This window comes from Hydrogenophaga sp. RAC07 (genome assembly GCF_001713375.1).
In the GTDB taxonomy this organism is placed as follows: Bacteria; Pseudomonadota; Gammaproteobacteria; order Burkholderiales; family Burkholderiaceae_C; genus Hydrogenophaga.
Genome location: NZ_CP016449.1, coordinates 63,371 through 88,488, shown reverse-complemented (window position 1 = coordinate 88,488; position 25,118 = coordinate 63,371). Strand labels below are relative to the sequence as shown.

25 protein-coding genes are annotated in these 25,118 nt (G+C 67.5%); 11 read left to right on the top strand and 14 right to left on the bottom strand.

The window, feature by feature from the left end:
• Positions 1-21 precede the first annotated feature (21 nt).
• Positions 22-453, bottom strand: coding sequence for a YraN family protein (locus BSY239_RS00345; protein WP_069045085.1), 432 nt, complete (start codon positions 451-453; stop codon positions 22-24).
• Here BSY239_RS00345 and rsmI point away from each other — a divergent pair.
• Entirely contained in the window at positions 453-1,391 is a 939-nt protein-coding gene (rsmI, locus tag BSY239_RS00340; RefSeq protein WP_069045084.1) for a 16S rRNA (cytidine(1402)-2'-O)-methyltransferase, read from the top strand. The two genes, BSY239_RS00345 and rsmI, sit on opposite strands and share 1 nt — an antisense overlap.
• Before the next feature lie 2 nt (positions 1,392-1,393).
• Here rsmI and BSY239_RS00335 read toward each other — a convergent pair whose 3' ends face one another.
• Positions 1,394-1,747, bottom strand: coding sequence for a hypothetical protein (locus BSY239_RS00335; RefSeq protein ID WP_069045083.1), 354 nt, complete (start codon positions 1,745-1,747; stop codon positions 1,394-1,396).
• 222 nt (positions 1,748-1,969) lie between these two features.
• Here BSY239_RS00335 and BSY239_RS00330 point away from each other — a divergent pair, with 222 nt between their 5' ends.
• From BSY239_RS00330 to BSY239_RS00315, 4 genes are all read left to right on the top strand, one after another.
• Positions 1,970-2,611, top strand: a complete 642-nt coding sequence (locus tag BSY239_RS00330) for a DUF502 domain-containing protein (RefSeq protein ID WP_069045082.1) — start codon at positions 1,970-1,972, stop codon at positions 2,609-2,611.
• Positions 2,608-5,295, top strand: coding sequence for a bifunctional acetate--CoA ligase family protein/GNAT family N-acetyltransferase (locus BSY239_RS00325; RefSeq protein ID WP_069045081.1), 2,688 nt, complete (start codon positions 2,608-2,610; stop codon positions 5,293-5,295). Before BSY239_RS00330 ends, BSY239_RS00325 begins: the two co-directional genes overlap by 4 nt.
• Positions 5,292-5,918, top strand: coding sequence for a dioxygenase family protein (locus BSY239_RS00320; protein ID WP_083239725.1), 627 nt, complete (start codon positions 5,292-5,294; stop codon positions 5,916-5,918). The genes BSY239_RS00325 and BSY239_RS00320 overlap by 4 nt, the downstream gene beginning before the upstream one ends.
• A gap of 62 nt (positions 5,919-5,980) precedes the next feature.
• On the top strand, positions 5,981-6,991 hold the full coding sequence (locus BSY239_RS00315; protein WP_069045080.1) for a metal-dependent hydrolase: 1,011 nt from the start codon (positions 5,981-5,983) through the stop codon (positions 6,989-6,991).
• On the opposite strand, the gene gloA is transcribed toward BSY239_RS00315, so the two are convergent.
• From gloA to BSY239_RS00280, 7 genes are all read right to left on the bottom strand, one after another.
• The gene (gene gloA / locus BSY239_RS00310) at positions 6,992-7,525 is read right to left on the bottom strand and encodes a lactoylglutathione lyase (RefSeq protein WP_069045079.1); all 534 of its coding nucleotides are present in this window, start codon (positions 7,523-7,525) and stop codon (positions 6,992-6,994) included.
• 28 nt (positions 7,526-7,553) lie between these two features.
• Complete coding sequence (locus BSY239_RS00305) at positions 7,554-7,979, bottom strand: ribbon-helix-helix domain-containing protein (protein ID WP_083239724.1); 426 nt, start codon at positions 7,977-7,979, stop codon at positions 7,554-7,556.
• A gap of 147 nt (positions 7,980-8,126) precedes the next feature.
• Positions 8,127-9,695 (bottom strand): GMC family oxidoreductase, encoded by a 1,569-nt coding sequence (locus BSY239_RS00300; protein ID WP_069045078.1) that lies wholly within the window; start codon positions 9,693-9,695, stop codon positions 8,127-8,129.
• 82 nt (positions 9,696-9,777) lie between these two features.
• Positions 9,778-10,413, bottom strand: a complete 636-nt coding sequence (locus BSY239_RS00295) for a twin-arginine translocation signal domain-containing protein (protein WP_083239723.1) — start codon at positions 10,411-10,413, stop codon at positions 9,778-9,780.
• Between the two features lie 131 nt (positions 10,414-10,544).
• Positions 10,545-10,880, bottom strand: coding sequence for a BrnA antitoxin family protein (locus BSY239_RS00290; protein ID WP_083239722.1), 336 nt, complete (start codon positions 10,878-10,880; stop codon positions 10,545-10,547).
• A complete protein-coding gene (locus BSY239_RS00285; RefSeq protein ID WP_069045076.1) occupies positions 10,843-11,133 on the bottom strand; it encodes a BrnT family toxin in 291 nt (96 codons plus the stop codon). The genes BSY239_RS00290 and BSY239_RS00285 overlap by 38 nt, the downstream gene beginning before the upstream one ends.
• 57 nt (positions 11,134-11,190) lie before the next feature.
• Positions 11,191-11,661, bottom strand: coding sequence for a CopD family protein (locus BSY239_RS00280; protein WP_069045075.1), 471 nt, complete (start codon positions 11,659-11,661; stop codon positions 11,191-11,193).
• A 127-nt stretch (positions 11,662-11,788) separates the two neighbouring features.
• On the opposite strand from BSY239_RS00280, the gene BSY239_RS00275 reads away from it, so the two are divergent.
• Positions 11,789-12,763, top strand: a complete 975-nt coding sequence (locus tag BSY239_RS00275; protein WP_069045074.1) for a hypothetical protein — start codon at positions 11,789-11,791, stop codon at positions 12,761-12,763.
• The gene (locus tag BSY239_RS00270; RefSeq protein WP_069045073.1) at positions 12,760-13,731 is read left to right on the top strand and encodes a hypothetical protein; all 972 of its coding nucleotides are present in this window, start codon (positions 12,760-12,762) and stop codon (positions 13,729-13,731) included. Before BSY239_RS00275 ends, BSY239_RS00270 begins: the two co-directional genes overlap by 4 nt.
• Positions 13,732-13,741: 10 nt before the next feature.
• Here the strand turns inward: BSY239_RS00270 and dinG are convergent, their stop codons facing one another.
• Positions 13,742-16,054: an ATP-dependent DNA helicase DinG gene (gene dinG, locus BSY239_RS00265; RefSeq protein ID WP_172823049.1), complete on the bottom strand. Its 2,313-nt coding sequence runs from the start codon at positions 16,052-16,054 to the stop codon at positions 13,742-13,744.
• A 101-nt stretch (positions 16,055-16,155) separates the two neighbouring features.
• Here dinG and BSY239_RS00260 point away from each other — a divergent pair, with 101 nt between their 5' ends.
• Positions 16,156-17,247: a patatin-like phospholipase family protein gene (locus BSY239_RS00260; RefSeq protein ID WP_156775382.1), complete on the top strand. Its 1,092-nt coding sequence runs from the start codon at positions 16,156-16,158 to the stop codon at positions 17,245-17,247.
• 28 nt (positions 17,248-17,275) lie between these two features.
• Here the strand turns inward: BSY239_RS00260 and BSY239_RS00255 are convergent, their stop codons facing one another.
• Complete coding sequence (locus BSY239_RS00255) at positions 17,276-18,196, bottom strand: LysR family transcriptional regulator (RefSeq protein WP_069045071.1); 921 nt, start codon at positions 18,194-18,196, stop codon at positions 17,276-17,278.
• Between the two features lie 72 nt (positions 18,197-18,268).
• Here BSY239_RS00255 and BSY239_RS00250 point away from each other — a divergent pair, with 72 nt between their 5' ends.
• Genes BSY239_RS00250 through BSY239_RS00240 form a run of 3 tightly spaced genes read left to right on the top strand, consistent with a single transcriptional unit; the run spans position 18,269 to position 20,058 of the window.
• Positions 18,269-19,267, top strand: a complete 999-nt coding sequence (locus tag BSY239_RS00250) for a sodium-dependent bicarbonate transport family permease (protein ID WP_069045070.1) — start codon at positions 18,269-18,271, stop codon at positions 19,265-19,267.
• 50 nt (positions 19,268-19,317) lie between these two features.
• Positions 19,318-19,617, top strand: a complete 300-nt coding sequence (locus BSY239_RS00245) for a hypothetical protein (RefSeq protein ID WP_069045069.1) — start codon at positions 19,318-19,320, stop codon at positions 19,615-19,617.
• 15 nt (positions 19,618-19,632) lie between these two features.
• Positions 19,633-20,058 carry a PACE efflux transporter gene (locus BSY239_RS00240; RefSeq protein WP_069048675.1) on the top strand — a complete coding sequence of 142 codons (426 nt, stop codon included), beginning with the start codon at positions 19,633-19,635 and terminating at the stop codon, positions 20,056-20,058.
• On the opposite strand, the gene BSY239_RS00235 is transcribed toward BSY239_RS00240, so the two are convergent.
• The 3 genes from BSY239_RS00235 to BSY239_RS00225 all read right to left on the bottom strand — a co-directional run bounded on the left by BSY239_RS00235 (position 20,055) and on the right by BSY239_RS00225 (position 24,896).
• Entirely contained in the window at positions 20,055-22,508 is a 2,454-nt protein-coding gene (locus BSY239_RS00235; protein ID WP_069045068.1) for an ATP-binding protein, read from the bottom strand. The genes BSY239_RS00240 and BSY239_RS00235 overlap by 4 nt on opposite strands.
• A 161-nt stretch (positions 22,509-22,669) precedes the next feature.
• On the bottom strand, positions 22,670-23,347 hold the full coding sequence (locus BSY239_RS00230) for a MarC family protein (protein ID WP_069045067.1): 678 nt from the start codon (positions 23,345-23,347) through the stop codon (positions 22,670-22,672).
• A 13-nt stretch (positions 23,348-23,360) separates the two neighbouring features.
• On the bottom strand, positions 23,361-24,896 hold the full coding sequence (locus BSY239_RS00225) for a BCCT family transporter (protein WP_069045066.1): 1,536 nt from the start codon (positions 24,894-24,896) through the stop codon (positions 23,361-23,363).
• Positions 24,897-25,118 lie beyond the last annotated feature (222 nt).

Sequence of the window (25,118 nt, the reverse complement as noted above, 5' to 3'; positions counted from 1 at the left end):
GTGGGGTCTGTATCCAAATGCTCAGGATGCATCGAAGGCGGCGCGCAACCAGTCGATCTGCCCGCGGCCTCCGTCGATGAGCACCACGTCGAAGCGGCACGGAGGTTCCGAGCCGAACCGGAGCAAAAAGTGCCGCGCGGCAAACACGATGCGTCGCTGCTTGAGCCCGGTGATGCTGGCACCCGCGCCACCCTGGCGCTGGCTGGCGCGCTGTCGCACTTCAATGAAGACCAGCGTGCCGTCGGGCTCACGCATAATCAAATCGATCTCGCCGCCGCCCCGGCCGGGTGTCTTGAAATTGCGCTGGACGAGCCGCAAACCCTGGCGCTGCAGGTGCATGAGCGCGGCGTCTTCGGCCGCATCCCCCCGGGCCTTCGTGGTCGGTGCAGGCGCCACCGGCGCCCCCTGTTTTGGCGTCGCCACCGGCGCCCCTTGCTTCTTGGAACTCCACATTGTCTGCAAGCTCTCCATCCCTGTTGGCGGCCGCGCGCGACGCGGCGGCGCACCAGCATTATCCGCAGGGCGCGCTCTACATGGTCGCCACACCCATCGGCAACCTGGCCGACATCGGCCTGCGCGCGCTGCAGGTGCTCTCCATCGTGGACACCGTGGCTTGCGAAGACACGCGACACACCGCTGCTCTGCTGCAAGGCTACGGCCTGCACAAGCCGCTGCTGGCCCTGCACGAACACAACGAAGCCGAGGCCGCGCTGACCGTGGTGCAGCGGCTGCAAGCCGGCCAGCGCGTGGCCTATGTGAGCGACGCCGGCACGCCCGGCGTGAGCGACCCGGGCGCGCGCCTGGTGGCGGCCGTGAACGCTGCGGGCCTTCGATGCGTGCCGATTCCGGGCGCCAGCAGCATCACGGCCTTGCTCAGCGTCTCGGGCACAGTGGCGGGCATGGGTGGGTGGGACGGCCGTTTCGTGTTCGCCGGCTTTCTCGCCAGCAAGGCGGCCGAGCGGCAGCGCGAGGTGCAGTTGATCGGTGCCGACGTGCGGGGTTGCGTGTTGCTCGAAGCGCCGCACCGCATCGAAGCGCTGGCCAAGGACCTGGGCGCTCTTGGCGAGCGCATGTTGACCGTGGGCCGTGAGCTCACCAAACAGTTCGAGGAAGTGGCGCACCTCAAGGCGCAGGATTTCAGCGCCTGGCTGCAGGCCAACGCCAACCGCACGCGCGGTGAATTCGTGTTGCTGGTGCATCCCCAGCCGGCCATGGCGGAGGTCGAGGGGAGCGTGGACGCAGCGGCCTTGCGAACGCTGGATGTGCTGCTGAAAGAGCTGCCCCTGAAAACCGCGGTGAAGCTGTGCGCCGAGATCACCGGCCAGCCGCGCAACGCACTGTATGACGCTGCGCTGGCGCGCCGACAGGGCGTGGGCGATTCAGACGACTGAACTCAGCGGATCACGCGCGCCATCGGGTCACCACCCGAGCGGGGAGCCGCTTCGCGCGGCGTGGGTGCATCGGGCACCTCGTGCGCCTGCACATCGACCACATCACCCATGGACTGGGCAGGACCACGGCCCGGCCACACGCCTTGCGTGTAGCGCTGCGAGGTCTGGCGGAAACGGTTGAACACCACAAAAGGCGCGGGCTTGCGCCCGGTGACCAGCGCCCAGAGCGACATGCCCAGCACCACCACCAGCGTGGCCAGCAGCAGGCTGAGCACAAACACCAATGCAGCGACGCCGAGCGCCAGTTTGAGGATGCCGCGCACCAGGCGCGCAAAGAAGTCGAATAAACCGTTCATGGATGACTGAGCCCCAAGGGTCGGTGTTGGTTCCGCGGGCAGGCTGTGCACCGATCCAGCCCCCACCGGTTGTCGGGCCAAACGTTGCACACGTGGGGCCATTGTCCCCGGATGCAAGGTGGGCGGGCGCACCGACGGTCGTCACACTGCCCGGTGAGACTGACTGCTATGCTGCCCCTTGCTCGCGTGAACAGACCGCGCGAGGACCCTCCAAGGCCCCCCATGAAACCGATCACCCAGTACTTTTTCCGCGGCCTCATCACCTTCCTGCCGCTCGCCCTCACGGTCTACGTGCTCTACCTCACCGTGGCCTGGATCGAGTCGATCGCCATCTGGCTGGTCCGGCCCTTCATCGGCGACTTCTACCTGCCCGGCCTGGGCATCGTGCTGGGCGCGGGCCTCATCCTCGGGCTGGGTTTCCTGATCTCGCAGCCCAATGTGGCGCGCTGGCTCTCGTGGATCGAACTGCCCTTCACCAACCTGCCGGTGGTCAAGAGCATCTACTCCTCGCTCAAGAGTTTTGCGGACTATTTTTCGCCCCACAAGGAAGCGCAGCAGCAGGCCGTGGTGGTGTTGCGCATGCCGGGCAACGACCTGTCCATCGTCGGCCTGGTCACGCGCCAGAACATGCAGGGTCTGCCCTCCGCGCTGGCCGAGCTGGACCAGGTGGCCGTGTACCTGCCCATGGGTTACATGATCGGCGGCTACACCGTGTTTGTGCCGCGCAGCTGGATCACGCCCATCGACATGTCGGTGGAGGAGGCCATGCGCTCTTCGTTGCTGGCCTGGATGGCGGCGAACCGCACCAGCGGCGCTTCGACCGACCCCGTTCAACCCACCGAACTCAACCGCCCCATGCCATGAGCATCCGCCACCTCGACGCCCTCTTCTCGCCCGCCTCCGTGGCGGTGATCGGGGCCTCGATGCGGCCCTCCAGCGTGGGCGGCACCGTGTGGCGCAACCTGAACAACGGCAACTTCAAGGGCCAGCTCTACGCGGTCAACCCCAAACACGCCGAACTCGGTGGCGTGAAGGTCTGGGCCTCGGTGGCGGAGTTGCCTGCGGCACCCGAGCTGGCGGTGTTGTGCACGCCGGCGGCCAGCGTCGTACAGCTGATCACCGAACTCGGCGCGCGCGGCACCCGCGCGGCCATCGTGCTCACCGCCGGGCTGAGCGCCGCACACAAGCAGGCCATGCTCGAGGCCGCGCGTGTGCACACCCTGCGCATCCTCGGGCCCAACTGCATCGGCATGCTGGTGCCACATCTCGGACTCAACGCCAGTTTCGCGCACACCGGCGCGCTGCCGGGTGAGCTCGCCTTCGTGTCCCAGTCGGGCGCACTGGTCACCGCCATGCTCGACTGGGCCGGCTCGCGCGGCATCGGCTTCTCGCATTTCGTCTCGCTCGGCGAGCGCGCCGATGTGGACTTCGGCGACATGCTCGACTTTCTCGGCAGCGATTCAAGAACACGCGCCATCCTGCTCTACATCGAGAGCATCGAAGAGCCGCGCAAGTTCATGTCGGCCGCGCGCGCCGCCGCGCGCAACAAACCGGTGATCGTGGTCAAGGCCGGGCGCTCGGCCGCCGGGCAGCAGGCTGCCGCCTCGCACACCGGTGCGCTGGCCGGGTCGGACGCGGTGTTCGACGCAGCGATCGCGCGCGCCGGCATGCTGCGCGTGGGCAGCTTGCAAGACCTGTTTCTCGCGGCCGAGACGCTCTCGCGCTTCAACGGCAACCGTGCCGACCAGCTGATCGTGCTCACCAACGGCGGCGGCGCAGGCGTGATGGCGGCCGACGCCGCCGCCACCGAAGGCGTTCCCCTGACCGCACTGAGCGACGAACTGAAAGACCGGCTCGACGCGGTGCTGCCCGCCAACTGGTCGCACGCCAACCCGGTGGACATCATTGGTGACGCACCGGCCACGCGCTATGTGCAGGCGCTGGAAGCGCTGGCACACGACACCGAGAGCGCGGTGCTGTTCATCCACGCGCCCACCGCGATCGTGCCCAGCCTCGAGATTGCGCAAGCCTTGCTCCCGCTGGCCAGCGCGAGCCCGAAGCGCGTGTTGGGCTGCTGGCTCGGCGACGCTGCGGTGGCGCAGGCCCGTGCGCTGTTTCGCGGTGCGGGCGTGCCCGACTTCAACACGCCCGAAGACGCGGTGCGCGCCTTCTCGCTGCTGCGCACCTACCGCGAGCACCAGACCGAATTGCTGCAGACGCCGCCGGCACGGAGCGCGGTGCATGCGGTGGACCTGCCGCGCATCCGCGCCATCGTGAACGGCGTGCTCACCAGCGGGCGCGAATTGCTCACCGAGCCCGAGGCCAAAGACCTGCTGAAAGCCGCCGGCCTGCCGGTCGTGGCCACACGCGTCGTGGGACCCCGTGCGCAAGAAGCGCAATCAGCCGCCGATGCACTGGGCTATCCGGTGGCGCTCAAGATCCTGTCGTTCGACATCTCGCACAAGTCCGACGTGGGCGGCGTGCGGCTGAACCTGGGCAGCGCGGCCGAGGTGGGCGAGGCCTGCGCGACCATGCTGGCGCGCGTGCGCGAACAGCGGCCGGACGCCCAGGTGGAAGGCTTCACCGTGCAGACCATGGTGCGCAAGAAGCACGCGCACGAACTCATCGTGGGCGCCAGCGTGGACCCGGTGTTCGGCCCGACCCTCCTGTTCGGCCAGGGCGGTGTGGCGGTGGAGGTGCTGGCCGACACCGCGCTGGCGCTGCCACCGCTGAACACCACCCTGGCACTCGCGCAGATCGCGCGCACCCGCGTGGCGAAGCTGCTGCGCGGCTACCGCGACGAACCCGCCGCCGACCTGGACGCCATCGCGCAGGTGCTGGTGAGCGTGTCGCAGCTGCTGGCCGACGTGCCCGAACTCGCCGAGCTCGACATCAACCCCCTGCTGGCCAACCACGAAGGCGCGGTGGCGCTGGACGCGCGCGTGCGGGTTTCATCGAAGCGACCCGCAGGGGCGGCGAACTTCGCCATCCAGCCCTACCCGCAGGCGCTGGTGGAAACCTGGGAATGGCAAGGCAATGCCATCACGCTGCGCCCGATCCGCCCCGAAGACGAGGCGCAGCACCGCCGCTTTCTGGAGCAGCTCGACCCGGAAGACATCCGACTGCGCGTGTTCTACAGCCGCCGCCACATCGAACACAGCGAGCTGGCCCGGCTCACGCAGATCGACTACGCGCGCGAGATGGCCTTCATCGCCACCCGCCCGGGGCCCGACGGTGTGGAAGAAACCCTGGGCGCGGTGCGGGTGGCGATCGATCCCGACAACATCGGCGCCGAGTTCGGCGTGATCGTGCGCTCCGATCTCAAGGGCAGCGGCCTGGGCCACAAGCTCATGAGCAAGATCATCGAGCACCTGCGCGCGCGAGGCACGCAGCGCATCTTTGGCACGGTGCTGCGCATCAACCGCGGCATGCTGGAACTTGCACGGGCCCTGGGCTTCCAAGAAACGACCAACCCCAGCGATCCCGGCGACCATGAAACGCGTTTCGTCGCGCTGGACCTGCAAACGCCTGCCGGACCGCCGCCATGAAACAGCCATCCAACCGCCGCCACCTGTTGATCGCCAGCGCCGCCGCCCTCGCGGCCCCCGCCTGGTTGACCTCTGCCCTGGCGCAGACCAGGAACCTGCGCCCCACCCCCAGCCAGACCGAAGGCCCGTTCTACCCCGTGGCGCTGCCCGCCGACAGCGACGCCGACCTGCTCAAGAACGGCCAGGTGAACTACGGGAAGGGCCAGCCGGCCTGGGTCGAAGGCACGGTGGTCGATCTGGCCGGTGTGCCGGTGTCGGGCGCGGTGGTCGAGATCTGGCAGTGCGACCACGCGGGCCACTACCACCACCCCGGCGACGGCGGCCGCGCCGACCCGGCGTTCCAGGGTTTCGGCAAGGTGACCGTGGGGCGCGACGGGCGCTACCGCTTCCGCACCATCCGACCGGTGCAGTACAGCGGGCGCACGCCGCACATCCATGTGAAGGTGCGGCTGGACCGCATGGAGTTGCTGACCACGCAGCTCTACGTGGCGGGCGATCCGGGCAACGAGCGCGACTTCCTGTGGCGCCGGCTCGATGAAGGGAGTCGAGCCGCGCTCACGGTGCCATTCACCGCGGGCAACGACGGCATCAAGGCCAGTTTCCCCATCGTTGTTCAAGCCTAGATTCAGGCCTGGAAAGACCGGAGGCATCCGGGGGTTCTGGCTGCACGCTTAAGCTCGCGCCCATGGATTCACTCTCTCAAATTGCCCTGGGCTCCGCCGTCGGCGTGGCCGTGATGGGCCGGCGCACGGCGGTGTGGAAAGCCGCGCTGTGGGGCGCCATCGGCGGCACCCTGCCCGACTTGGACGCCTTCGTCGACCACGGCGACGCCATCCTCAACATGACGCGCCACCGCGCCGAGACCCACGCGCTGTTCATCCTCACGCTGGCCGCGCCAGTGATGGCGTGGATCGTCTCGCGCATCCACGGCGAAGCTGCACTGTTCAAACGCTGGTGGCTGGCCCTGTGGCTGGTGCTCATCACGCACCCGCTGCTCGACACCATGACGGTCTATGGCACGCAGCTGCTGCAGCCCTTCACCGACCACCCCTTCGGCGTGGGCAGCATCTTCATCATCGATCCGCTCTACACCCTGCCGCTGATCGTGGGTGTGGTCGCTGCGCTGCGGCTGAAAAACCCGCGAGGTTTGAACTGGAACCTGGCGGGTCTGGTGCTCAGCACGCTCTACCTCGCCTGGGGCGTGGGGGCCCAGCAGCACGCCACGCAGGTGGCGCGCGCGTCGCTGGAACAAGAGGGCATGGCCACCTCGGGCCTGCTGGTGACACCTTCGCCGTTCAACACCGTGCTGTGGCGCCTGGTGGCCACCACGCCCACGCACTACCTGGAAGGCCACTACTCGCTGTTCGATGACGACCGGCCGATCACCTGGACACGCCACGAGCGCGGCGCCGGCCTGCTGGAGCGCCACGCCGACGAGCCCTCGGTGGCGCGCATGGCGGCGTTCACCCACGGCTTCTACAGCGTGTCGGAAACCGGCGGGCGGCTGTTCGTGACCGACCTGCGCATGGGTCAGGAACCGAGCTACACCTTCCACTTCAACCTGGGCACCGAAGCGGCGCGCGCCAACGGCGGGCACCGTCCCACGCTCGAAGGCCGGCGGCCCGACATCGGCGCATCGCTCGGCTGGTTGTGGCGGCGCATGTGGGGCGAGCGCGTTCCCGCGCCCGGGGTCTGATCAGGAGCCCAGCTGGGCCAGCAGGTCCGGCTGCACGATCTCGATCCAGTAGCCGTCCGGGTCCTTGATGAAGGCCACGTTTTTCATCTTGCCCTGGTCGGGCCGCTTCACGTAGGGCACCTGGTTCTCGTCGAACCACGCCACGGCCGCGGCCAGGTCGGGCACCGAAAAACAGATGTGGCCAAAACCCTGTGGCTGGGCGTTGCCGTCGTGGTACTTGAAATCGGCCTGGGTCTCGGTGCCCCAGTTGTGCGTGAGTTCGAGCACGCCGCGCTGGCTGAAGGTCCAGCTGGTGCGAGCCCCCACGTCGTCGGGTGCGGCGCCGTCTTCGGGCCGCGCCAGGAAATACAGCGAGAAGGACATCTCGGGAAAGTCGAGCTTGCGCAGCAGGCGCATGCCCATGACGCGGGTGTAGAAGTCCAGCGCCACGGCCGGGTCTTTCACGCGCAGCATGCTGTGGTTGAACACGAAACCACGCGAAGCGTCGCTGGGCTGGGCGCAGACGCCGGGTTGGTGCTCGGTGGTGAAGCTCATCAAGGGTCCTTGGAAAAAACAAAAAGTTTCAACGGGCGCGGATCGGCGAGACCACCGGCGAGAAGCTCGGGCGCACGGTTCCGCGCCCATCGGTGCCGTTGCCTTGCAGCGGCGTGGAGAGGGCCTCGGCGGCGGCCACCTGCAGGGGCTGCGCGCGCAAGCCCGCGTCGCTCTGCTGCTTCTCCAGCGCCATCATGCGTCGACGCATGTAGCGCATGCAGGTCACGCGCAGGAAGGACGCGAAGTTGGGCACCTCGCCCCGGTGGGCGAGGATTTCATCATGGAACTGCGCGATCAACGCGTTGGTGGTGCAGCCCTCGTCTTCGGCCATCTCGGCCAGCAGGTCCCACACCATGTTCTCCAGCCGGATGCTGGTGAGCACACCGTGCACACGCACCGTGCGCGAGCGCTGCTCGTACTGGATCGGGTCGGCCTTGACGAAAAATTCGCACATGGTGGGTCTCCTGCGGTGTGAGGGAGCGGAAAACAATCCGGAAAGCGACGCTGCGTGGGGGCCCGATCCGGCGCCGGGCCGCCCCAAGACGGATCAGCGCCCTCGGGGGGCAGCGGACCTCGCGCAGCGGGGGAGCGTGGGGGCCCTTTATATTGCTCTCGCCGTCATCTGCTGCGCAATGTAGTCTGCCTGGCGGATCGCCAACGTAACAATGGTGAGCGTGGGGTTTTCCGCGCCGCCGGTGGTGAACTGGCTGCCGTCGCTGATGAACAGGTTGGGGATGTCGTGCGTCTGGCCCCAGGCATTGCACACACCGTCCTGCTTGCGCGCGCTCATGCGGCAGGTGCCCATGTTGTGTGTGCTCGGGTAAGGCGGCGTGCGGAAGGTTTTGATGGCGCCGGCCGCCTGGTAGATGCGCTCGCCCTGCGTGAACGCGTGGTTGCGCATGGCGATGTCGTTGTCGTGGTCGTCGAAGTGCACGTTGGGCACGTAGTTGCCCCACTGGTCCTTGACCTTGTCGTTGAGCGTGACGCGGTTGGTCTCGCGCGGCATGTCCTCGCCCACCAGCCACATGCCGGCAAGCTGGGTGTAGCGCTCCATCCACCAGGCGAAGTCGGCGCCCCAACCGCCCGGGTTCAGGAAGGCCGCCATGAAAGGCACGCCCAGCGACAAGGTCTCGAGCTCATACCCGCCGGCAAAACCGCGCTTGGTGTCGTGTTTGGCCTCGTCGCGCACGATGCCGGCCATGGTGGTGCCGCGGTACATGTGCACCGGCTCCTTGAAGGCGGCGTAGACCGAGCCCGTCATGTGGCGCATGTAGTTGCGGCCCACCTGGCCCGAGCTGTTGGCCAGGCCGTCCTTGAACAGGCTGGACGCCGAGAGCAGCAGCAGGCGCGGCGTCTCGATGGAGTTGCCCGCCACGCAGACGATGCGGGCCTTCTGGCGCTGCTCCTTCTTGTCCTTGTCGAAGTACACGACGCCGGTCACCTTGCCTGCGGGGTTGTGCTCGATGCGGGTCACGTGCGCTTCGGTGCGCAGCTCGAAGTTGCCGGTGGCGTCGGCCTTGGGCAGCTCGGTGTAGAGCGTGCTCCACTTGGCGCCGCTCTTGCAGCCCTGGAAACAGAAGCCCAACTGCAGGCAGCGGCCGCGACCATCGCGCGGCTGGCTGTTGATGGCCATGTTGCCGGTGTGCACGTCTTTGTAGCCGAGCTTGGAGGCGCCGTTGTACATCACCTTGAAGTTGTTGTTGCCCGGCAGGCCTGGAATGCCGTTGGTGCGCGTCACGCCCATCTTGTCTTCGGCCTTGGCGTAGTACGGCTCCAGGTCCTTGAGCGTGATGGGCCAATCGAGCAGGTTGGCGCCCTTGATCTCGCCGTACACGGTCTTGGTGCGGAACTCGTGTTCCTGGAAGCGCAGCGAGGCGCCCGCCCAGTGGGTGGTGGTGCCGCCCACGGTCTTGCAGATCCAGGCCGGCAGGCCGGCGAAGTCTTTGGCCACGCGCCAGCTCCCCGAGGTGGTGCGCGTGTCCAGCCAGGCCAGCTGGCTGAACGACTTCCACTCGTCGTTGATGAAGCTGGCGTTGCTCTGCGCAGCGCCGGCCTCCAGCACCACGACCTTGATGCCCTTTTGACAGAGTTCGTTGGCCAGCGTGCCGCCGCCCGCGCCCGAACCGATGATGACGACGACCGAGTCGTCGCTGTGTGCAAACGTTGTCATGTGTGTCTCCTGGAGCGTCCCGGTGCTCTGCGGCCCGGTCGCCTCTTGTTGAACTCGTGGGGAAATGCCCGGGGGTCGTGGGTCAGAGATCGGCGGCAGGGCTGGCTTGCGCGGTGGGCGCCGGCAACCATTTCAGGTCCTGGAAGCCGCGCGTGATGTAGCCGCCCTTCTCCCAGGCCGAGCCGGGGTAGCCGAAGGTGGCGTAGGCCATGTCGTTGTCGTAGAGCGAGGTCACGCACTGGCCGCGCACCGCGCCAAAGAAAGACTGGCCTTCCATGGCCTTGACCACCTGCAGTTTCTTGGCCGATCCACCTTTGTTGAAGTTGCCGTTGGCCGCCGAGTTCAGGGCGGCAATGCCGTCCTTGAGCATCTTGGCCGCGCCGGCATCGCCTGCCGCTTTGGCATCAAGGTCTTTGGCCAGCAACGCGTACACCGCATCGGGCAGCTTCTTGTGCGGATAGAGCACGCGCCCCATCGCCATGAGGGTCTCACCCTCGGCCTTGCTCAACACCTTGAGCTCGACCGCCCACACCGGCGAGGGCGCGAGGCTGGCAAGCAAGCTGCCGGTGACCAGGGTGCCCATGAGCACACCCGATCCCTTGAGGAATTCGCGCCGCGCCAGCGGCAGGTTCATCTTGGGCACTTCGCCCACGTCTTCGTTGCAAGCGCTGGCCGTGGCAACGGCGGGGGTGGCCCCCTGGATGGCTATGACGCGCATGTTGTCTCCTGCTTTTTTTGGGTCTCGCACCCGCAGGGCTTGCGGGTGTGAAAAGCAGTATTGCGCGCCCGGCCGGCGGGCGGGTGGTAGCTCGCTACCTACAGGGAAAACCCGGGCTGTTCGAACTGCGTTCAGGCCTGTTTCGAATGCCGGTGCACATACCGCTGCAACACCCCGTCCATGCGGGACTGCCAGCCATCACCCGTCGACTTGAAATACGCCACGACCTCGGGGCTGTAACGAACAGATACCAACAGCTTCTTGTTGTCCGACTTCGGGCGCCCACGCAATGCCTTCATGGGAACCATGGCCTTGAGTTGGGCAGGGGTCAGTGGCTGGGCATCCTTGTCAGCGCGCGCCGCCGCCGTGATGGCCTTGTCTTCTGCCAAGCTGGGCATGCGGACCGCAGGCCGCTTGCCAGCGCCTGCCTCAGGGATCGTTGTTTTGGGATTGATCGTTTTGGACATAGTGCTTCACCTCACGTCGGTTGGCTCTGCGCAAACTGATGATCCTGCGCGCGGTTCCTCGATCCACAAACGCCACGAAATACAGAATGCCGGTATCCGGGGCCAAAGCGATCATGCGGCACTCTCCGTACTCAAACCGACTGTCGACCCAGACCAGAGCATCCTGCCATTCCAATCGCGATGCGAGCGACAGCGACAGGCCGTGCTTCTCCAGGTTGGATGTGTCTTTTGCAGGATCGAACTCGAACCGCATTTTAATGTAGCTACATTAAATCAACTGGTCAACGTGGGCTTTGTGCCCACAGGCTGTTCAACCCAGCAACAGCGTCGCGGCAATGGTCGCCACGCCCAGAATCAGGTTGACGCCAACCCAGATGCGGATCGAGCCCAGCGCGGCGCCGCCGGCGGGCCAGTCGCTGGCGCTCACGGCGCGCGAGAGGCGCTTGAATAGCGCGAAGCGGATGTGACCGAAGACCACGATCATCAGGATGCCCAGCGTGGCCATCACGGTCCAGCCCAGCGGCATGTTGAACGGCAGTCCGGCCTGCACGGTTTCCTTGGCCACGCGGCCGATCATCCACAGCCCCGAGAACAGCACCAGCAAGACCACCACCTGCACGGTGGTGAAAAAGCGTTTGAGCACGTCGTGCATGAGGCGGATGCGCACTGGCGGCTCCAGCGATTGCACGGCAGGGCGCAGGAAGGCGTGTGCGAAGAACATGCCCCCGATCCACAGGACGATGGACAGGACGTGGATGAGTTTGAGGCTGGCGTAGATCATGGGCTGTGGGATGGAGAGGGTGGGGGAAAGGTTCAACGGCGCTCACGCCATCGGGTGCCGGGCGGATGGTATCGCGAGCGCCGATGCATAGAGTGAAGCCGTCCCTTTTCCTTTGCAGGAACACCCCATGACTCACCCCATCGGCATGGCCATCGTCGCGTTGACAACCGGCCTGCTCACCGCATGCGGCGGCACAGACGACGGTCCCCCGGCCCTGTTGAGCGTCTCCGCTCCGACCATGGCACTGGCCGTTTCGGGCACGGCCCGCATGGTCACCGTGACCAACCTCGGCCCTGAACAGGCCGAGGCACTGACGACCAGCGCCACGGGCCTCCCCACGGGCAGCTGGATGCGGTCGACCTGCCCCACCCAGCTCATGCCGGGTGCGTCCTGCCTGGTGCTGGTCACGCCCGGCGCATTCCCCTCGTCCACACCGGGTGATCTCGCGCCCGTGCCGGTGCCGCTCGCCGTGAGCGGCAACAACACCAATGCCCTCACCGTGGCCGTGTCGGTGCTCACGCACGGCAACGTGCACCAGGGTGGTTACGTCTTCGGGCTGGACGACCGGACCCCCGTCACGGGCAGCGTCGGCGGCAAGGTGCTGACCACGCGCGATGAGGAGGGCGCCGTCTGGAGTCCATCGAACACCGCCGTCGCCGGTGTCAACGACGACTCGACGGCCGCCCAGGGCGGCTGCAACGGCGCCCTCGATGGCCGTTGCAACACGGCCCGCATCCTGGCGCAGTACCCGACGGACCACCGCAACTTTGCCGCAGCGCGGTGCGCCGACAGCCGCCAGGGCGGCTTCGATGACTGGTACCTGCCGGCGGTGTGCGAACTGGGCTACGACCCCGGGGTCACGCCCGTTCCCCTGTGCGGCACGCAGGCCGCGCCGCGCCTGCCCGACAACGCCACCTCACGGCTGTACGACCAAGGCCCCATCGGCGGCTTCGCTGTGGGCTACTGGAGTTCCACCCAGTCGTCGCAGGACCCGGTGAACGATGCCCGCTACATGGTGTTCGGGCTGGACAACCCCAACGCGGTGACACACAAACAGCTCGGCACCCTGCCGATCAAGTGCGCGCGCGCCATGACTCCATGAGTCGTCTCATCGCCCTGGCCACCCTCGCCTTGGCGGCCAGCCTGCTCGCCGCCTGCGGTGGTGGAGGGCCCGTCCCGTCGGCCCTGCTGACCACGACGGCCCCCACCCTGGTGTTGGCGGCATCGGGCACCGCGCGCCTCATCTCGGTGACCAACCAGGGGCCGAACGCCACCGAGGCACTGCAGGCCAGCGCCACCGGCCTGCCCACGGGCAGCTGGATGCGGTCAACCTGTCCCGCCCAGCTCATGCCGGGTGCGTCCTGCCTGCTGCTGGTCACGCCAGGGGCCGTGCCGACAGCGGCGCCGGGTGATCTCGCACCGGACCCTGCAACGGTCACGGTGACGGGCGCCAACAGCAACGCCGCCGAGGTGCGCGTTACCGTGCTTGGCCACGGCAGCGTGCACCAGGGCGGCTATGTGTTTGCGCTGGACGACACCCCGCCGCTCACAGAAAGCGTGGGCGGCAAGGTCCTGGCCACCGCCGAGTCGGCTCCGATGCACTGGAGCCCCACCGCCACCCCGGTGCCCGGCATCTACATCGACTCGACGGTCGCCGAAGGCGGCTGCGAGGGCGCCATCGATGGGCAGTGCAACACCCGCCGCATCCTGGCGCAGTACCCAACAGACAGCCGCGACTTTGCCGCGGCCGCGTGCGAGGACAGCCGCCATGGCGGCTACGCGGGCTGGTACTTGCCGGCGCTGTGTGAACTGAGCTACGACAACGGCGTCACGCGCACCCTGTGCGGCACCCAGGCAGCGCCACGGTTGCCGGACAACGCCCGCTCGCGGCTGCACGACACCGGGCTGACCAGCATCTTCGATTTTGTCTACTGGAGCTCCACGCAGAACGACCTCAATGGAGGCAGCGTCGCCTACCTCGCGGTCTTCGGGCGGAGTTTTTTCACGGGCAATGGTGAAAAGAGAGAGTCCCCGGTGCCGTTCAAGTGCGCGCGCGCCATCACCCCTTGAACGCCCGGCTTCAAACGTCGGTGGTCACACCACCCACACGCCGCTGCAAGCGGTACGGCGGCAGGCCTTGCAGCATGCGGCGGCCGTAGCTCTGGCGCAGCAGGCGTGCGTCGTAGCAGACCACCACGGCCTCATCGGTCTCGCTGCGCAGGGCGCGACCAGTCCACTGCAGCAGGCGTGCGCCGGTGGCGGGCACCACGAGTTCGCTGAACGGGTCGCGGCCCTGGCTCTTGAGCCAGTCGGCGCGTGCCTGGCCCACCGGGTCGCTCGGTGAAGCAAACGGCAGCTTGGTGATGAACACCCACTCGCACAACTCACCCGGCAGATCGAGCCCTTCGCCGAAGGACTGCAAGCCAAACAGGATGGAGGCCTCGCCGTCGGCCACGCGCTCGGCGTGGCGGCGCAGCAGCACGGTGCGCGAGGCTTCGCCCTGCACCAGCACCCGGTCGCGCAGCGCACCGTGTTCGCCGCGTTCCAGCAGGCCCTGCGCCTGGCGCATCTGCGCCCTGGAGGTGAACAACACCAGGGCGCCACGTTTCACTTCACGCAGATCTTCCATGAGCGAAGCGAGCATCTCGCGCGTGTAGCCCTCCACGTCCTTGGGGTCGGCCACGGTCTGCACCACCACCAGGCGGCCCTGGCTTTGATGATCGAACGGACTTTGCACCTCGCGCGTGGCCACCGCATCGTCCCAGGCCAGGCCCGACTCGTGCAGGAAATGGTCGAAGTTGCCGCAGGTCACCAGCGAGGCCGAGGTGACCACCGCCGCGCGCACCTTGTTCCACAAGTGGTTGCGCAGCAGGCTGCCCGGTTGCAGCGGGCAGGCGTGCGCGGTGAGCGTGACGAGGCCGTGGTGGATGCCGGCCTCCAGCCACTTGGCCAGCGGCGCCTGGCCGTCGGTGGGCGCCTGCATCCACAACGTGGCGGTTTCCTGCGCGCTCTGCAGGCGCGGCGCGAGCACGCCCAGGCGGCTGTAGAGCTTGGCGCAGCGCGCGGCGTCGCCGGGGTTCTCGCGCGCGTTCGCCTTGAGTTGCGTGGCCAGGGCTTCAAACACCTTGAGCAGCGCACTGGCGTTGGCGTGCATCTGTGACACCACCTCGGTCCAGTCGGGCGGCAGCGCGCCGCCGTCGAAGCGGTCGACGATGGGCGGCGCGTTGTCGGTGAAACCGCCGCGTGCGGGCGTCCGGCCCGGCGCGCGCCCGGTGAGGTCGAGCCACGCCGGCAGTGCACCGATGCGCTGCATGGCCAGGCGCGCGAGTTCGCCCTGCGCGGTCTTCAAATCCTTGGCGAGCTGCGCCACGTCCGACGTGGGCCGCGCGTCCAGCGCGCCGGCCACCTCGTCCACCGCGCGCGGCAGCTTGTCGAGCCAGTTGCTGCGCATGAGGTCCATGGAGGCGGTGAACTGGCCTTGCGCCACCGAGCCCAGGTGGTGCGCCTCGTCGAACACCACATAACAGTCTTGCGGCGCGGGCAAGGCGTGCAGGCCCAGCGTGGAGAGCAGCAGGTCGTGGTTGACCACGATCACCTGGGCTTGTGCTAGCCTGGCGCGCGCCTGGTAGTAGCTGCAGCTGTTGTAGCTGGGGCAGTGGCGCGCGGTGCAGGTGTGGCGCTCGGCGGCCACGGGGCCCCACAGGCTGCCCTCGGGGGGGTTGTCGAGCCGGTCGCGGTCGCCGTCCCAGCTGCCGCCGTCCAGCGCGTTGGCCCAGGCGGTGTACTGCACGCCACGCTCCTGCCAGCGGGCCGCGGCGGACGCCGAGGCCACGGCGCGCGCTGCCACACCCGATGCGCTGGTGTCGGTGGGGCCGTCGTCGCTCTCGAACAGGTCGGCGCTGGCCGCATCACCGCCGCTGAGCTGGTCGAGCTTCAGGCGGCACACATAACGCCCGCGCCCTTTGGCCAGCGCAAAGCTGAACGGCTGCGGCAGCGTGGCTGCCAGGGCCGGCAGGTCCTTGGCGATCAGCTGTTCCTGCAGCGCCACGGTGGCGGTGGAGATGATCACGCGCTTCTGCTGCGCCAGCGCCAGCGGAATGACGGTGGACGCATAAGCAGCCGACTTGCCCACGCCGGTGCCGGCCTGCACCACCGCGATGCCGCGCGCGGGCAGGGCCGCGTCGCTGGCCACCGAATCGTCGCCCGGTGTCACCCCCGAGAGCGTGTGCGCGATGTGCGCCGCCATCTCGCGCTGGCCGGGCCGGGCGCGGTAACCGCTGGCATGCGCCACCACATGGTCGAAGGCCGCCAGCGCCAACGCCTCGCGCGCCAGCGCACCGGTGGGCAGCGCGGGGGATTCTTCGGCGGTGGGCTCGATGGTGGTGGTGGACATGCGGGGCGGATGGGCCAGAGGGCAAAGCGCAATTGTCCCAGACGGCCAGGGCGGCATCGGGAACATGGTGCAATGCACAAGACCGACCTTGGATGCCACCCATGACCACCCGACCCCGCACGAAACGCAAGTCCGCCCCCCGCACCGCCAGCGGCAAACTCCCGATCGACCTCGCCCTGCAAGGCGGCGGCTCGCACGGCGCCTTCACCTGGGGCGTGCTCGACCGCCTGCTGCAGGAAGACTGGCTGGAGATCGCGGCCATCAGCGGCACCAGCGCCGGCGCCATGAACGCGGTGGCGCTGGCCGCCGGCCTCATGGACGGTGGTCGCGAGGGCGCGCGGCGCGTGCTGCGCCAGTTCTGGACGCGGGTGGCCGAGATCTCGCCGTTCCACACGCTGCAGAGTGGCCCGCTGGGCGCGGCGTTCGGGCCGGTGCAGGCGCTCATGGCGCCCTGGCTGGCGCCCTACAAACAGTTCAACGCGGCGCTGGGCAGTCAGCTCTCGCCCTACCAGCTCAACCCGCTCAACCTCAACCCGCTGCGCGACGTGCTCGTGGAAACGGTGGATTTCAAGCGGGTGTGCGCCTGCCACAAGACCCAGCTCTTCATTGCCGCCACCCAGGTGCGCACCGGGCAGCTGCGCGTGTTCGGCCAGCACGAACTCACCGCCGACATGGTGATGGCCTCGGCCTGCCTGCCGCTGCTGTTCCAGGCGGTGGAGATCGATGGCGAGGCCTACTGGGACGGCGGCTACGCGGGCAACCCGTCGCTGCTGCCGCTGATCACCGACAGCCCGGCCGACGATCTGCTGCTGGTGCAGATCAATCCAGTGCAACGTGAGACCGTGCCGAAGAAGGCCGGCGACATCCTGGACCGCATCAACGAAGTGACCTTCAACGCCAGCCTGCTCAAGGAAATGCGCACGCTGGCGCTCATGCAGCAACTGGTGGGCACCGAACGCCAACCCGGCGGCCCGCCCCTGTTCCAGCGGGTGCAGGACCTGCGCGTGCACATGATCGACGGCGGCGAGTCGCTCGCGCCCCTGGGGGCCGAGAGCAAGACCAACACGCAGTGGACCTTTCTGTCGCAATTGCACGAGCTTGGCGTGGACGCGGCCGAGCGCTGGCTCGCGGCCAACCGGCAAGACGTCGGCCAGCGCAGCAGCTTTGACCTGTCCAGCGTGCTGCAGGCCTGAGGCGCGTCGCCGGGGTCAGACGCGGGGGTCAGTGGCGTTTTTGCAGGCGCTGGTCGTAGCCGCGGCGGGCGCTGCGTTCGATGTGCTCCAGAAACACCGCGGCCACGGGTGACAGGCGCTTGCCGCGCGGGTAGAGCGTCCACCAGTTGGACTGCACCGGGAAACCCGCCACCGGCAGCTCGACCAGGCGCGCGTCGGCCAGCGGCGTGGCCAGCGCATGGCGCGACACCACCGCCAGGCCCATGCCGGCGGCCACCGCTTCCTTGATGGCTTCGTTGCTGCCCAGCTCCAGCCGCACCCGGGGCACGAAGCCCTGCGCGGCGAAATGCGCGTCGCACGCCAGACGCGTGCCCGAACCCCGCTCGCGCATGATGAAGCGTTCCGCCGCCAGGTCCGCGAGCACCAGCCGGCGCCGTTGCGCCCAGCGGTGCGAGGCGGCGGCGATCACCACCAGCGGGTTGGGCAGAAAGGCGTGCTTCTCCAGATCGATGTCCTCAGGCGGCATGGACATGATGTAGAGGTCGTCGCGGTTGTGCCGAAGCCGCTCCACCACCGCGTCGCGGTTGAGCAGCTCCAGCGCGATGTCGATCTCCGGGTGCGCGTCGCAAAAGCTGCCCAGCAGGCTCGGCACGAAATACTTGGCCGTGCTCACCACCGCCAGCCGCAAGCGCCCGCGCGTGAGGCCCTTCATGGCGTCGATGCGCTGTTCGAACGCCGCCCAATCGTCTTCCATCAGCCGCGCCGTCTCCACCAGGGCCTCGCCGGCCTCGGTGAGAAACAGCCGTTTGCCGATCTGCTCGTACAGCGGCAGGCCCACGGCATCGGCCAGCTCCTTGAGCTGCATGGACACCGTGGGCTGCGTGACGTGGCAGGCCCGCGCCGCCGCCGTGATGCTCTTGTGTTCGGCCAGCGCCAGAAAGAGCCGCAATTGTCTGAACGTGAAGTTCATAGTCTTTGCTCGATGAAATCCATCAAAAGAATTGATTTTTGATTATCGATGAACGCACCTAGGATCGCGGCCATGCCCAACCTGCTCGATCCCGCCATCCTCTTCTTCGTCTTCGGCGTGCTCGCCGGCACCGTCAAATCCAACCTGGAGATTCCGCCCCAGATTTCGCGCTTTCTCTCGCTCTACCTGCTGATGGCCCTGGGCCTCAAGGGCGGCTTTTCGCTCGCGACATCGGGACTCACCGCCGAGGTGGCCACCACGCTGGGGCTGGCCGTGCTGCTCGCGGTCGTTGTGCCGGCCATCAGCTACCAGCTGCTCAAGCGGCGCCTGGGCGGTTTTGATGCCGCCGCGATCGCCGCCACCTACGGATCGGTGAGCGCGGTGACCTTCATTGCCACGGTGCAATACCTGGAGAACCAGGGCACCGCGTTCGGCGGCCACATGGCCGCGGCCATGGCGCTCATGGAATCGCCCGCGATCATCATGGCCGTGCTGTTCGCCAACAGCCTGCGCCAGCCAGCGGCGGTCGGCGCAGCCGGTGGCGGCACGCTCGCCCTGGGCGCGGGCACTGGCGCCCCGCTGCGGCTGGGCAAGATCCTGCACGAGTCGTTCACCGACGGCGCCCAGTTGCTGCTGCTCGGCGCCATGGTCATCGGCATGGTGACGGGCGAGGCCGGCGAGGCGGTGATGGCGCCGTTTTCTACCGACCTGTTCAAGGGCATGCTGGCCTTCTTCCTGCTCGACATGGGCCTGCTGGCCGCACGCAATCTGGGCGAGCTCAAAGGAAAACCGCTCTGGCTGCTGGCCTACGCGGTGCTGGCGCCGCTGGCCCACGCAACGCTGGCACTGGGCCTGGCTGCGGCAGCCGGGGTGGGCGCGGGCAACGCAGCGCTGCTCATGGTGCTGGCCGCCAGCGCTTCGTACATCGCCGTGCCCGCCGTGTTGCGCCACGCCATCCCCGAGGCGCAACCTGCGCTGTACTTCGGCCTGTCGTTGGGCGTTACCTTCCCGTTCAACATCGTGGTGGGCATTCCGCTGTACGTCGGACTGGCCGAGCGCATTCTGGGCTGAGCGTGTGCGTTTCGGTACACTCGCCGGCCCACACGAACACTGCTCGCGCCATGCCCTATTCCGTCTCCCACCACAAACTCACCCAGATCCTGTCGGCCCATGGCCTGAAAACCGGTGACGCCGGTGGCATCGACAAGCTTTTCGGCGGCAACGACGGCTACTACTGGTTCGGCACCGTGCGCGACCTCTGCCCACCCGGCAAGACCCTGGTGTGGGAGACGCAGTACGACATGGTCAACGCCATCCAGGCCCACGAAAACGCCACCGCCGCCGAAGACGAGATGAAACCGCAGGTGCCCAGCGCGGCCAACATCGCGGCCCTGTCCAAAGCCCTGCACGACCCGCTCTGAGTGAGCGCGCCCAACTTGCAGGGGATCTGGCGCCGGGTCGTCTACATCAGCCTCTACGAGGTGCTGGCCATCGCCCTCGCAGGGTTCGGGCTGATGCTGATGTCGGGCGAAAGCCTGCTGGCCAGCGGCGCACTGGCCACCGCCACATCGGCCGTGGCCGTGGTGTGGAACCTGGTCTTCAACAGCCTTTTTGAACGCTGGGAAGCACGCCAGACGGTGAAGGGCCGCAGCGTGAAGCGCCGCGTGGCGCACGCCGTGGTGTTCGAGACCGGCCTCGTGCTGATGCTGGTGCCGCTGATCGCCTGGTGGCTCGGCATCGGCCTGTGGCAAGCCCTGGTGATGGACCTGGCCCTGGTGGTCTTTTTCCTCGTCTACACCTTCGCCTTCAACTGGGCGTTCGACGCGTTCTTCGGGCTGCCGGCCTCGGCCCGCGCGGCCTAGGTTTTCGGGAAACTGAAGAAGAACGCGGCACCGCGGCCCACCGCGCCTTCGCCGCGCACCCGCCCGCCGTGGCGTTCGATCACCCGGTGCACCGTGGCCAGACCCACACCCGAACCTTCGAATTCGTGGTGCGCGTGCAGGCGCTTGAATGGCTCGAACAGCTGGCTGGCGTACACCATGTCGAAGCCGGCGCCGTTGTCGCGCACGCAGAATTCCACGGTGCCGTCGGGCAGCGTGGACTGCGTGAACGTGATCTCGGCGTGTGGCGTCTGACCGGTGTACTTCCAGGCGTTTCCCAGCAGGTTCTGCAGCACCACGCGCACCAGCCCGCGGTCGGCCCACACCTGCATGCCGTCGTCGATGTGCCACTGCACCTGGCGCGCCGGGTCGGTGGCCTCCAGCTCCCGGCAGATGGATCGCGCGGTGCGCGTGAGGTCCACCGACTCCAGCCGCAGCTCGGCGCGGTTCAGGTGCGCCAGCGCCAGCAGATCGGAGATGAGCCGCCCCATGCGCCGTGACGAGGTGCGGATGCGGTTGACGTAGTCCCGGCCTGCGTCGTCGAGCAGCACACCACACTCCTCTTCCAGCAAACTGGCAAAGCCGTCGATGCTGCGCAGCGGCGTTCGCAGGTCGTGCGACACGCTGTAGGCAAAGGCCTCCAGTTCGCGGTTGAGCACCGACATCTCGCGCGTGCGCTCGGCCACGCGCTGCTCCAGTTCTTCGTTCAGGCGCTTGAGCGCCTCTTCCGCCGTGTGCACCTCGGTGATGTCCTGCACGGTCCCCACGCTGCGCAGCGCAACATCGCCGGCAAACTCGGTGAAGCCCGAGACCCGCACGTGTTTGATGCGCCCGTCCGGCATGCGCAGGCGGTGCACCCGTTCGTAGGCTTCGCGCGTGTCCACCGAGTGCTGGTAGGTGCTGGTCACCTGCTCGCGGTCGTCGGGGTGCACGCGGGTGATGAAGGTCTTGTACGTGGGTTTGACCGACGGGTCCACCTCGAAGATGCGAAAGATCTCGTCGGACCAGGTCAGCTCTTCGTTGGTGAGGTCACGTTTCCAGCTGCCCACGCGGGCCAGCCGCTGCGCTTCCTTGAGCCGCGCCTCGCTCTCCTGCAGGGCGGCCTCGGTGCGCTTGCGCTCGGTGATGTCCTGCATGGTGAACTGCACCAGCCGTCGCCCGTTCAGCTCGAACGCCATCAGGTGGCCTTCACCGTCCCACTCGCTGCCGTCCGGTCGCCGATGGCGCCATTCGAACAGCACCGCGCCCGATTGCTGTGCCTGCTGGACGTAGGCAGATCCCTTTTTCAGGGACGAGGTCCCGTCCGGCTGCAAGCGCGTCGAAATGTCCATCGGTTGCTTGCTCAGCAAGGCTTCGCGGGTTGGAAAGCCATAGATGTGCAGCGCCGCTTCGTTGCAATCCACGAAACGGGTGGTGGCGGTGTCCATCACCAGCATGCCCAGCGGTGAACTCTCGAACTGCCGCAACCTCAGCACCTCGCTGGCCTCCAGCGCCGAGGCCTTGCGTTCCAGGTGCACGAGCAACGCAATGATCAGGCCGCCACTGATCAGCAGCAGCGCGATGAGCGCCGCCGTCACCTGCCGGTTGCTCTCGAATGCGGGCTCCAGAGGCGCCAGCACCGCCTGGTCGGCGATGCCGATGGCCACGACCAGGCCGGTGGTTGGCAGGCGGTACCAACCGTAGGTGCGGGCGATGCCGTCGACCAGTCCCTCGGTGTGAAAGCTGCCACTGCGGGCGGTGCGGTCGGTCAGGAACGGCCGATGTGCCGGCACGCTCGTGCCCATGGACTCTTCATGGTCCCGGCTGCGGGCCACGAAGGTGCCGTCGGGCGAGATCAAGGCCACCACATCTTGCCCGGAGAGCTGCAAGGCGCCCAGTCTGCGCGCGATGAGTGCAGTGGAGACCATCATCTGCACCGTGCCCACAAAGCGCCCGTCCAGCAAGATCGAGCGGTTGACCACCACCACCCAGCCCTCGGCAATGCGCGACTTCACCGGATTGCCAATCACAAGGCGATCTTCGGTCGCCGCGTCGCGCTGGGCCTGAAAGTGCGGCCGGTCGCCAATGTAGGTGGCTTCCTTGTTGTCCAGGCTGTCGTAGATCACGTAGCCGTCGGCATTGGCCACCGAGATGTGGGTCACGAAGCCGCCGGGCAGGGCCTCGATGACCCCCAGGGCAGCCTCGTTGAACCCACCCGGGTCGCGCACCCACTCGCGGCGCAGGCCGCGCAACTGCACGTCCAGTGTGGTGATGAGGCCGCTGACCTGACCGCCCATGGCGTCGGCCAGGTGGATGCTGCGCTTTTCGGCCTGCAGCAGCACCTGCTGTTGCAGCATGGCCTGCGAGCGTTCCGACTGCCACCACAGGAACGCCGCCGCCAGCACCGTGAACAGTGCCACCAGAGCCGGCATGAGGCGCGCGCGGGTGCTCACGCGACAGGCTCGGACGCTGAACAGGTCGACACGGCGCTGTGAACGCTGAGGGCCATGGGTGGAGGGTGAAAGTCCTCGGCAGTGGCCGATGTGACAAAAATGTAACCCGGGGAGCTCCGCTTGAGCAGCGGATTCACCCTATGTCCGACCCCGCCACCGGCTCAAGGCAACAAGCCCCGCAACAACTCGCTCAGGCCGTCCCACACGATCTGCACGCCCAGGCACAGCAGGATGAAGGCCGACAGGCGCAAAAAGATCACGCTGCCGGCTTCGCCCAGCGGCCTGAGCAGCTGCTGGGCGTAGCGAAACGCCAGGTACAGCAACAGGCCGATGGTGAGCAGGGCCAGCACCCCGCCACCCATGCGGGCCAGCGACAGGGCCAGGCGTGTGTCGTTGAGCGCCACCCCCACGGTGATGGCCGCGGCGATCGAACCCGGCCCGCAGCTGATGGGAAAGGTGAGCGGGTAAAAGGCTTGGCGGCGCGCCTGCTCGGGCGTGAACGACTCGGCCAGCACGGTGCGGCGGTCGTCGCTGGCGTGGCTGGCGTTGAGCAGGCGCCACGCGGCCGCGGCCACGATGAGCCCACCGCCCACACGCACGATGGGCAGCGAGATGCCGAAGAACTCCAGCACGTAGGAGCCCACCAGCATCGAGCCCACCATGAGGGCAAACATGTTGCGCGCGATGCGCCGCGCCAGCAGGGCCCGCGTGCTGGGCGAAGCGCCCTCGGTGAGGCCCAGGAAGATCGGCGCAGTGGCCGCCGGGTTCAGGATGGGCAGGATGGCGGCGAACACGAACAGATAGCTCTTGCCCACCGCCAGCAGCAACTCGGCGGTCATGGACCGGCCTTCGTCATGCCACCGTCGTCTGTGGCTGGTCGAGCAGGTTCTTCATGCGCCGGCGCAGGGCCTTGTCGCGCTTCTGTTCGTCGTCCCAGTCTTCACGCACACCGCGCCACAGCGCCACGGCCATGAGCACGATGACCAGCGTGAACGGCAGGGCAAACACGATGGTGGCGGTCTGTACCGCTTTCACACCGCCGGCCAGCAGCAGGCTGATGGCGATGCCCGAGACCAGCACGCCCCAGATGATCTTCACGCGCGCGCTCGGGTTGGCCTGGCCTCCGGTGCTCATCATGCCCAGCACCAGCGTGGCGGAGTCGCCCGAGGTGACGAAGAACACCAGCACCAGGATGGTGGCCACGCCGCTGAGCAGGCCGCTCATGGGCAGGGTTTCAAACATGGCGAACATGGCGGTGGACACATCGGCGCCCACGGCCTCGGCCATCGGCAGGCCCTGCATGATTTCCTGGTTGAGCGCGGTGCCACCGAACACCGAGAACCACACAAAGGCCGCCAGCGTGGGCGCCAGCACCGTGCCCAGAATGAATTCACGGATGGTGCGGCCGCGCGACACGCGCGCAATGAACAGGCCCACGAATGGCGACCAGCTCACCCACCAGGCCCAGTAAAAGACGGTCCAGCCGCTGACCCAGCCGCTGTCACGGAACGGCGTCATGCGCAGGCTCATGCGAACGAAATCGCTCGCGTAGCTGCCCAGGGTGCTGGTGAAGGTGTCGATGATGGCCACGGTCGGCCCCATCACGAAGATCGCCAGCGTGAGCAGCGCGGCCAGGATGAGGTTGATGTTGGAGAGCCACTTGATGCCCTTGGTCACACCGGTGATGGCCGAGGCCAGGAACAGCACCGTGGTCACCACGATGATGCCGACCTGAGAGGCCTCACCCACCGGCAGGCCCATCAGCGAGTTCAGGCCGCTGTTGATCTGCAGTGCTCCCATGCCCAGCGATGCCGCCACGCCAAAGGCGGTGGCGATCACGGCCAGCACGTTGACCACCGGGCCCAGCTTCTTGAGCGGCGCCCACGGCAAGGATTCGACCGCGGTGCTCACCAGCGCCGAACCACCCTTGCGGAACTGGAAGAAGGCGATGGCCAGCGCCACGATGCTGTAGACCGCCCAGGGGTGCAGACCCCAGTGGAAGAAGCTGTAGCGCATGGCGGCGTTGGCCGCCTCGGGTGTGTTGGGTGCAATGCCGGGCGGCGGCGCGCCGTAGTGCGAGATCGGCTCGGCCACACCCCAGAACACCAGGCCGATGCCCATGCCGGCGGCAAACAGCATGGCGAACCACGAGCCCAGCGAGAACTCGGGCTCATCGTCTTCAGCGCCCAGCTTCAGATCGCCGTAGCGGCTGAAGGCCAGCACCATCGCCAGCACCACCAGACCCAGGACCACCCACAGGTAGAGCCAGCCGAAGTCGCGCGTGATCACGGCCAGCAGCGTGTCGAACACCCCGCCGAGGGAATCGGGCGCAATGACGCCCCACAGGACGATGGCCAGGATGAGTCCGGCCGAGACGATGAGTTGCATGGGAAATGTCCTCCAGTGATGGTGTTCGCGCAGGTGTGCGCCACAGCGCCGAAAAAGTCTGTCTGGCCAGACACACAAGGTGTGGCCGCTGCAGGGACAGAAGGGCGGTGGAACGTGGGACGGCGGCGGTGGTCCGATGTGTCAGGAACTCCGCCATCACCCCGCGAAGGAGGCTGGAACATCGACCGCAGGGGGTCGTGCGTTGCGGGACTGTCAGCAAGG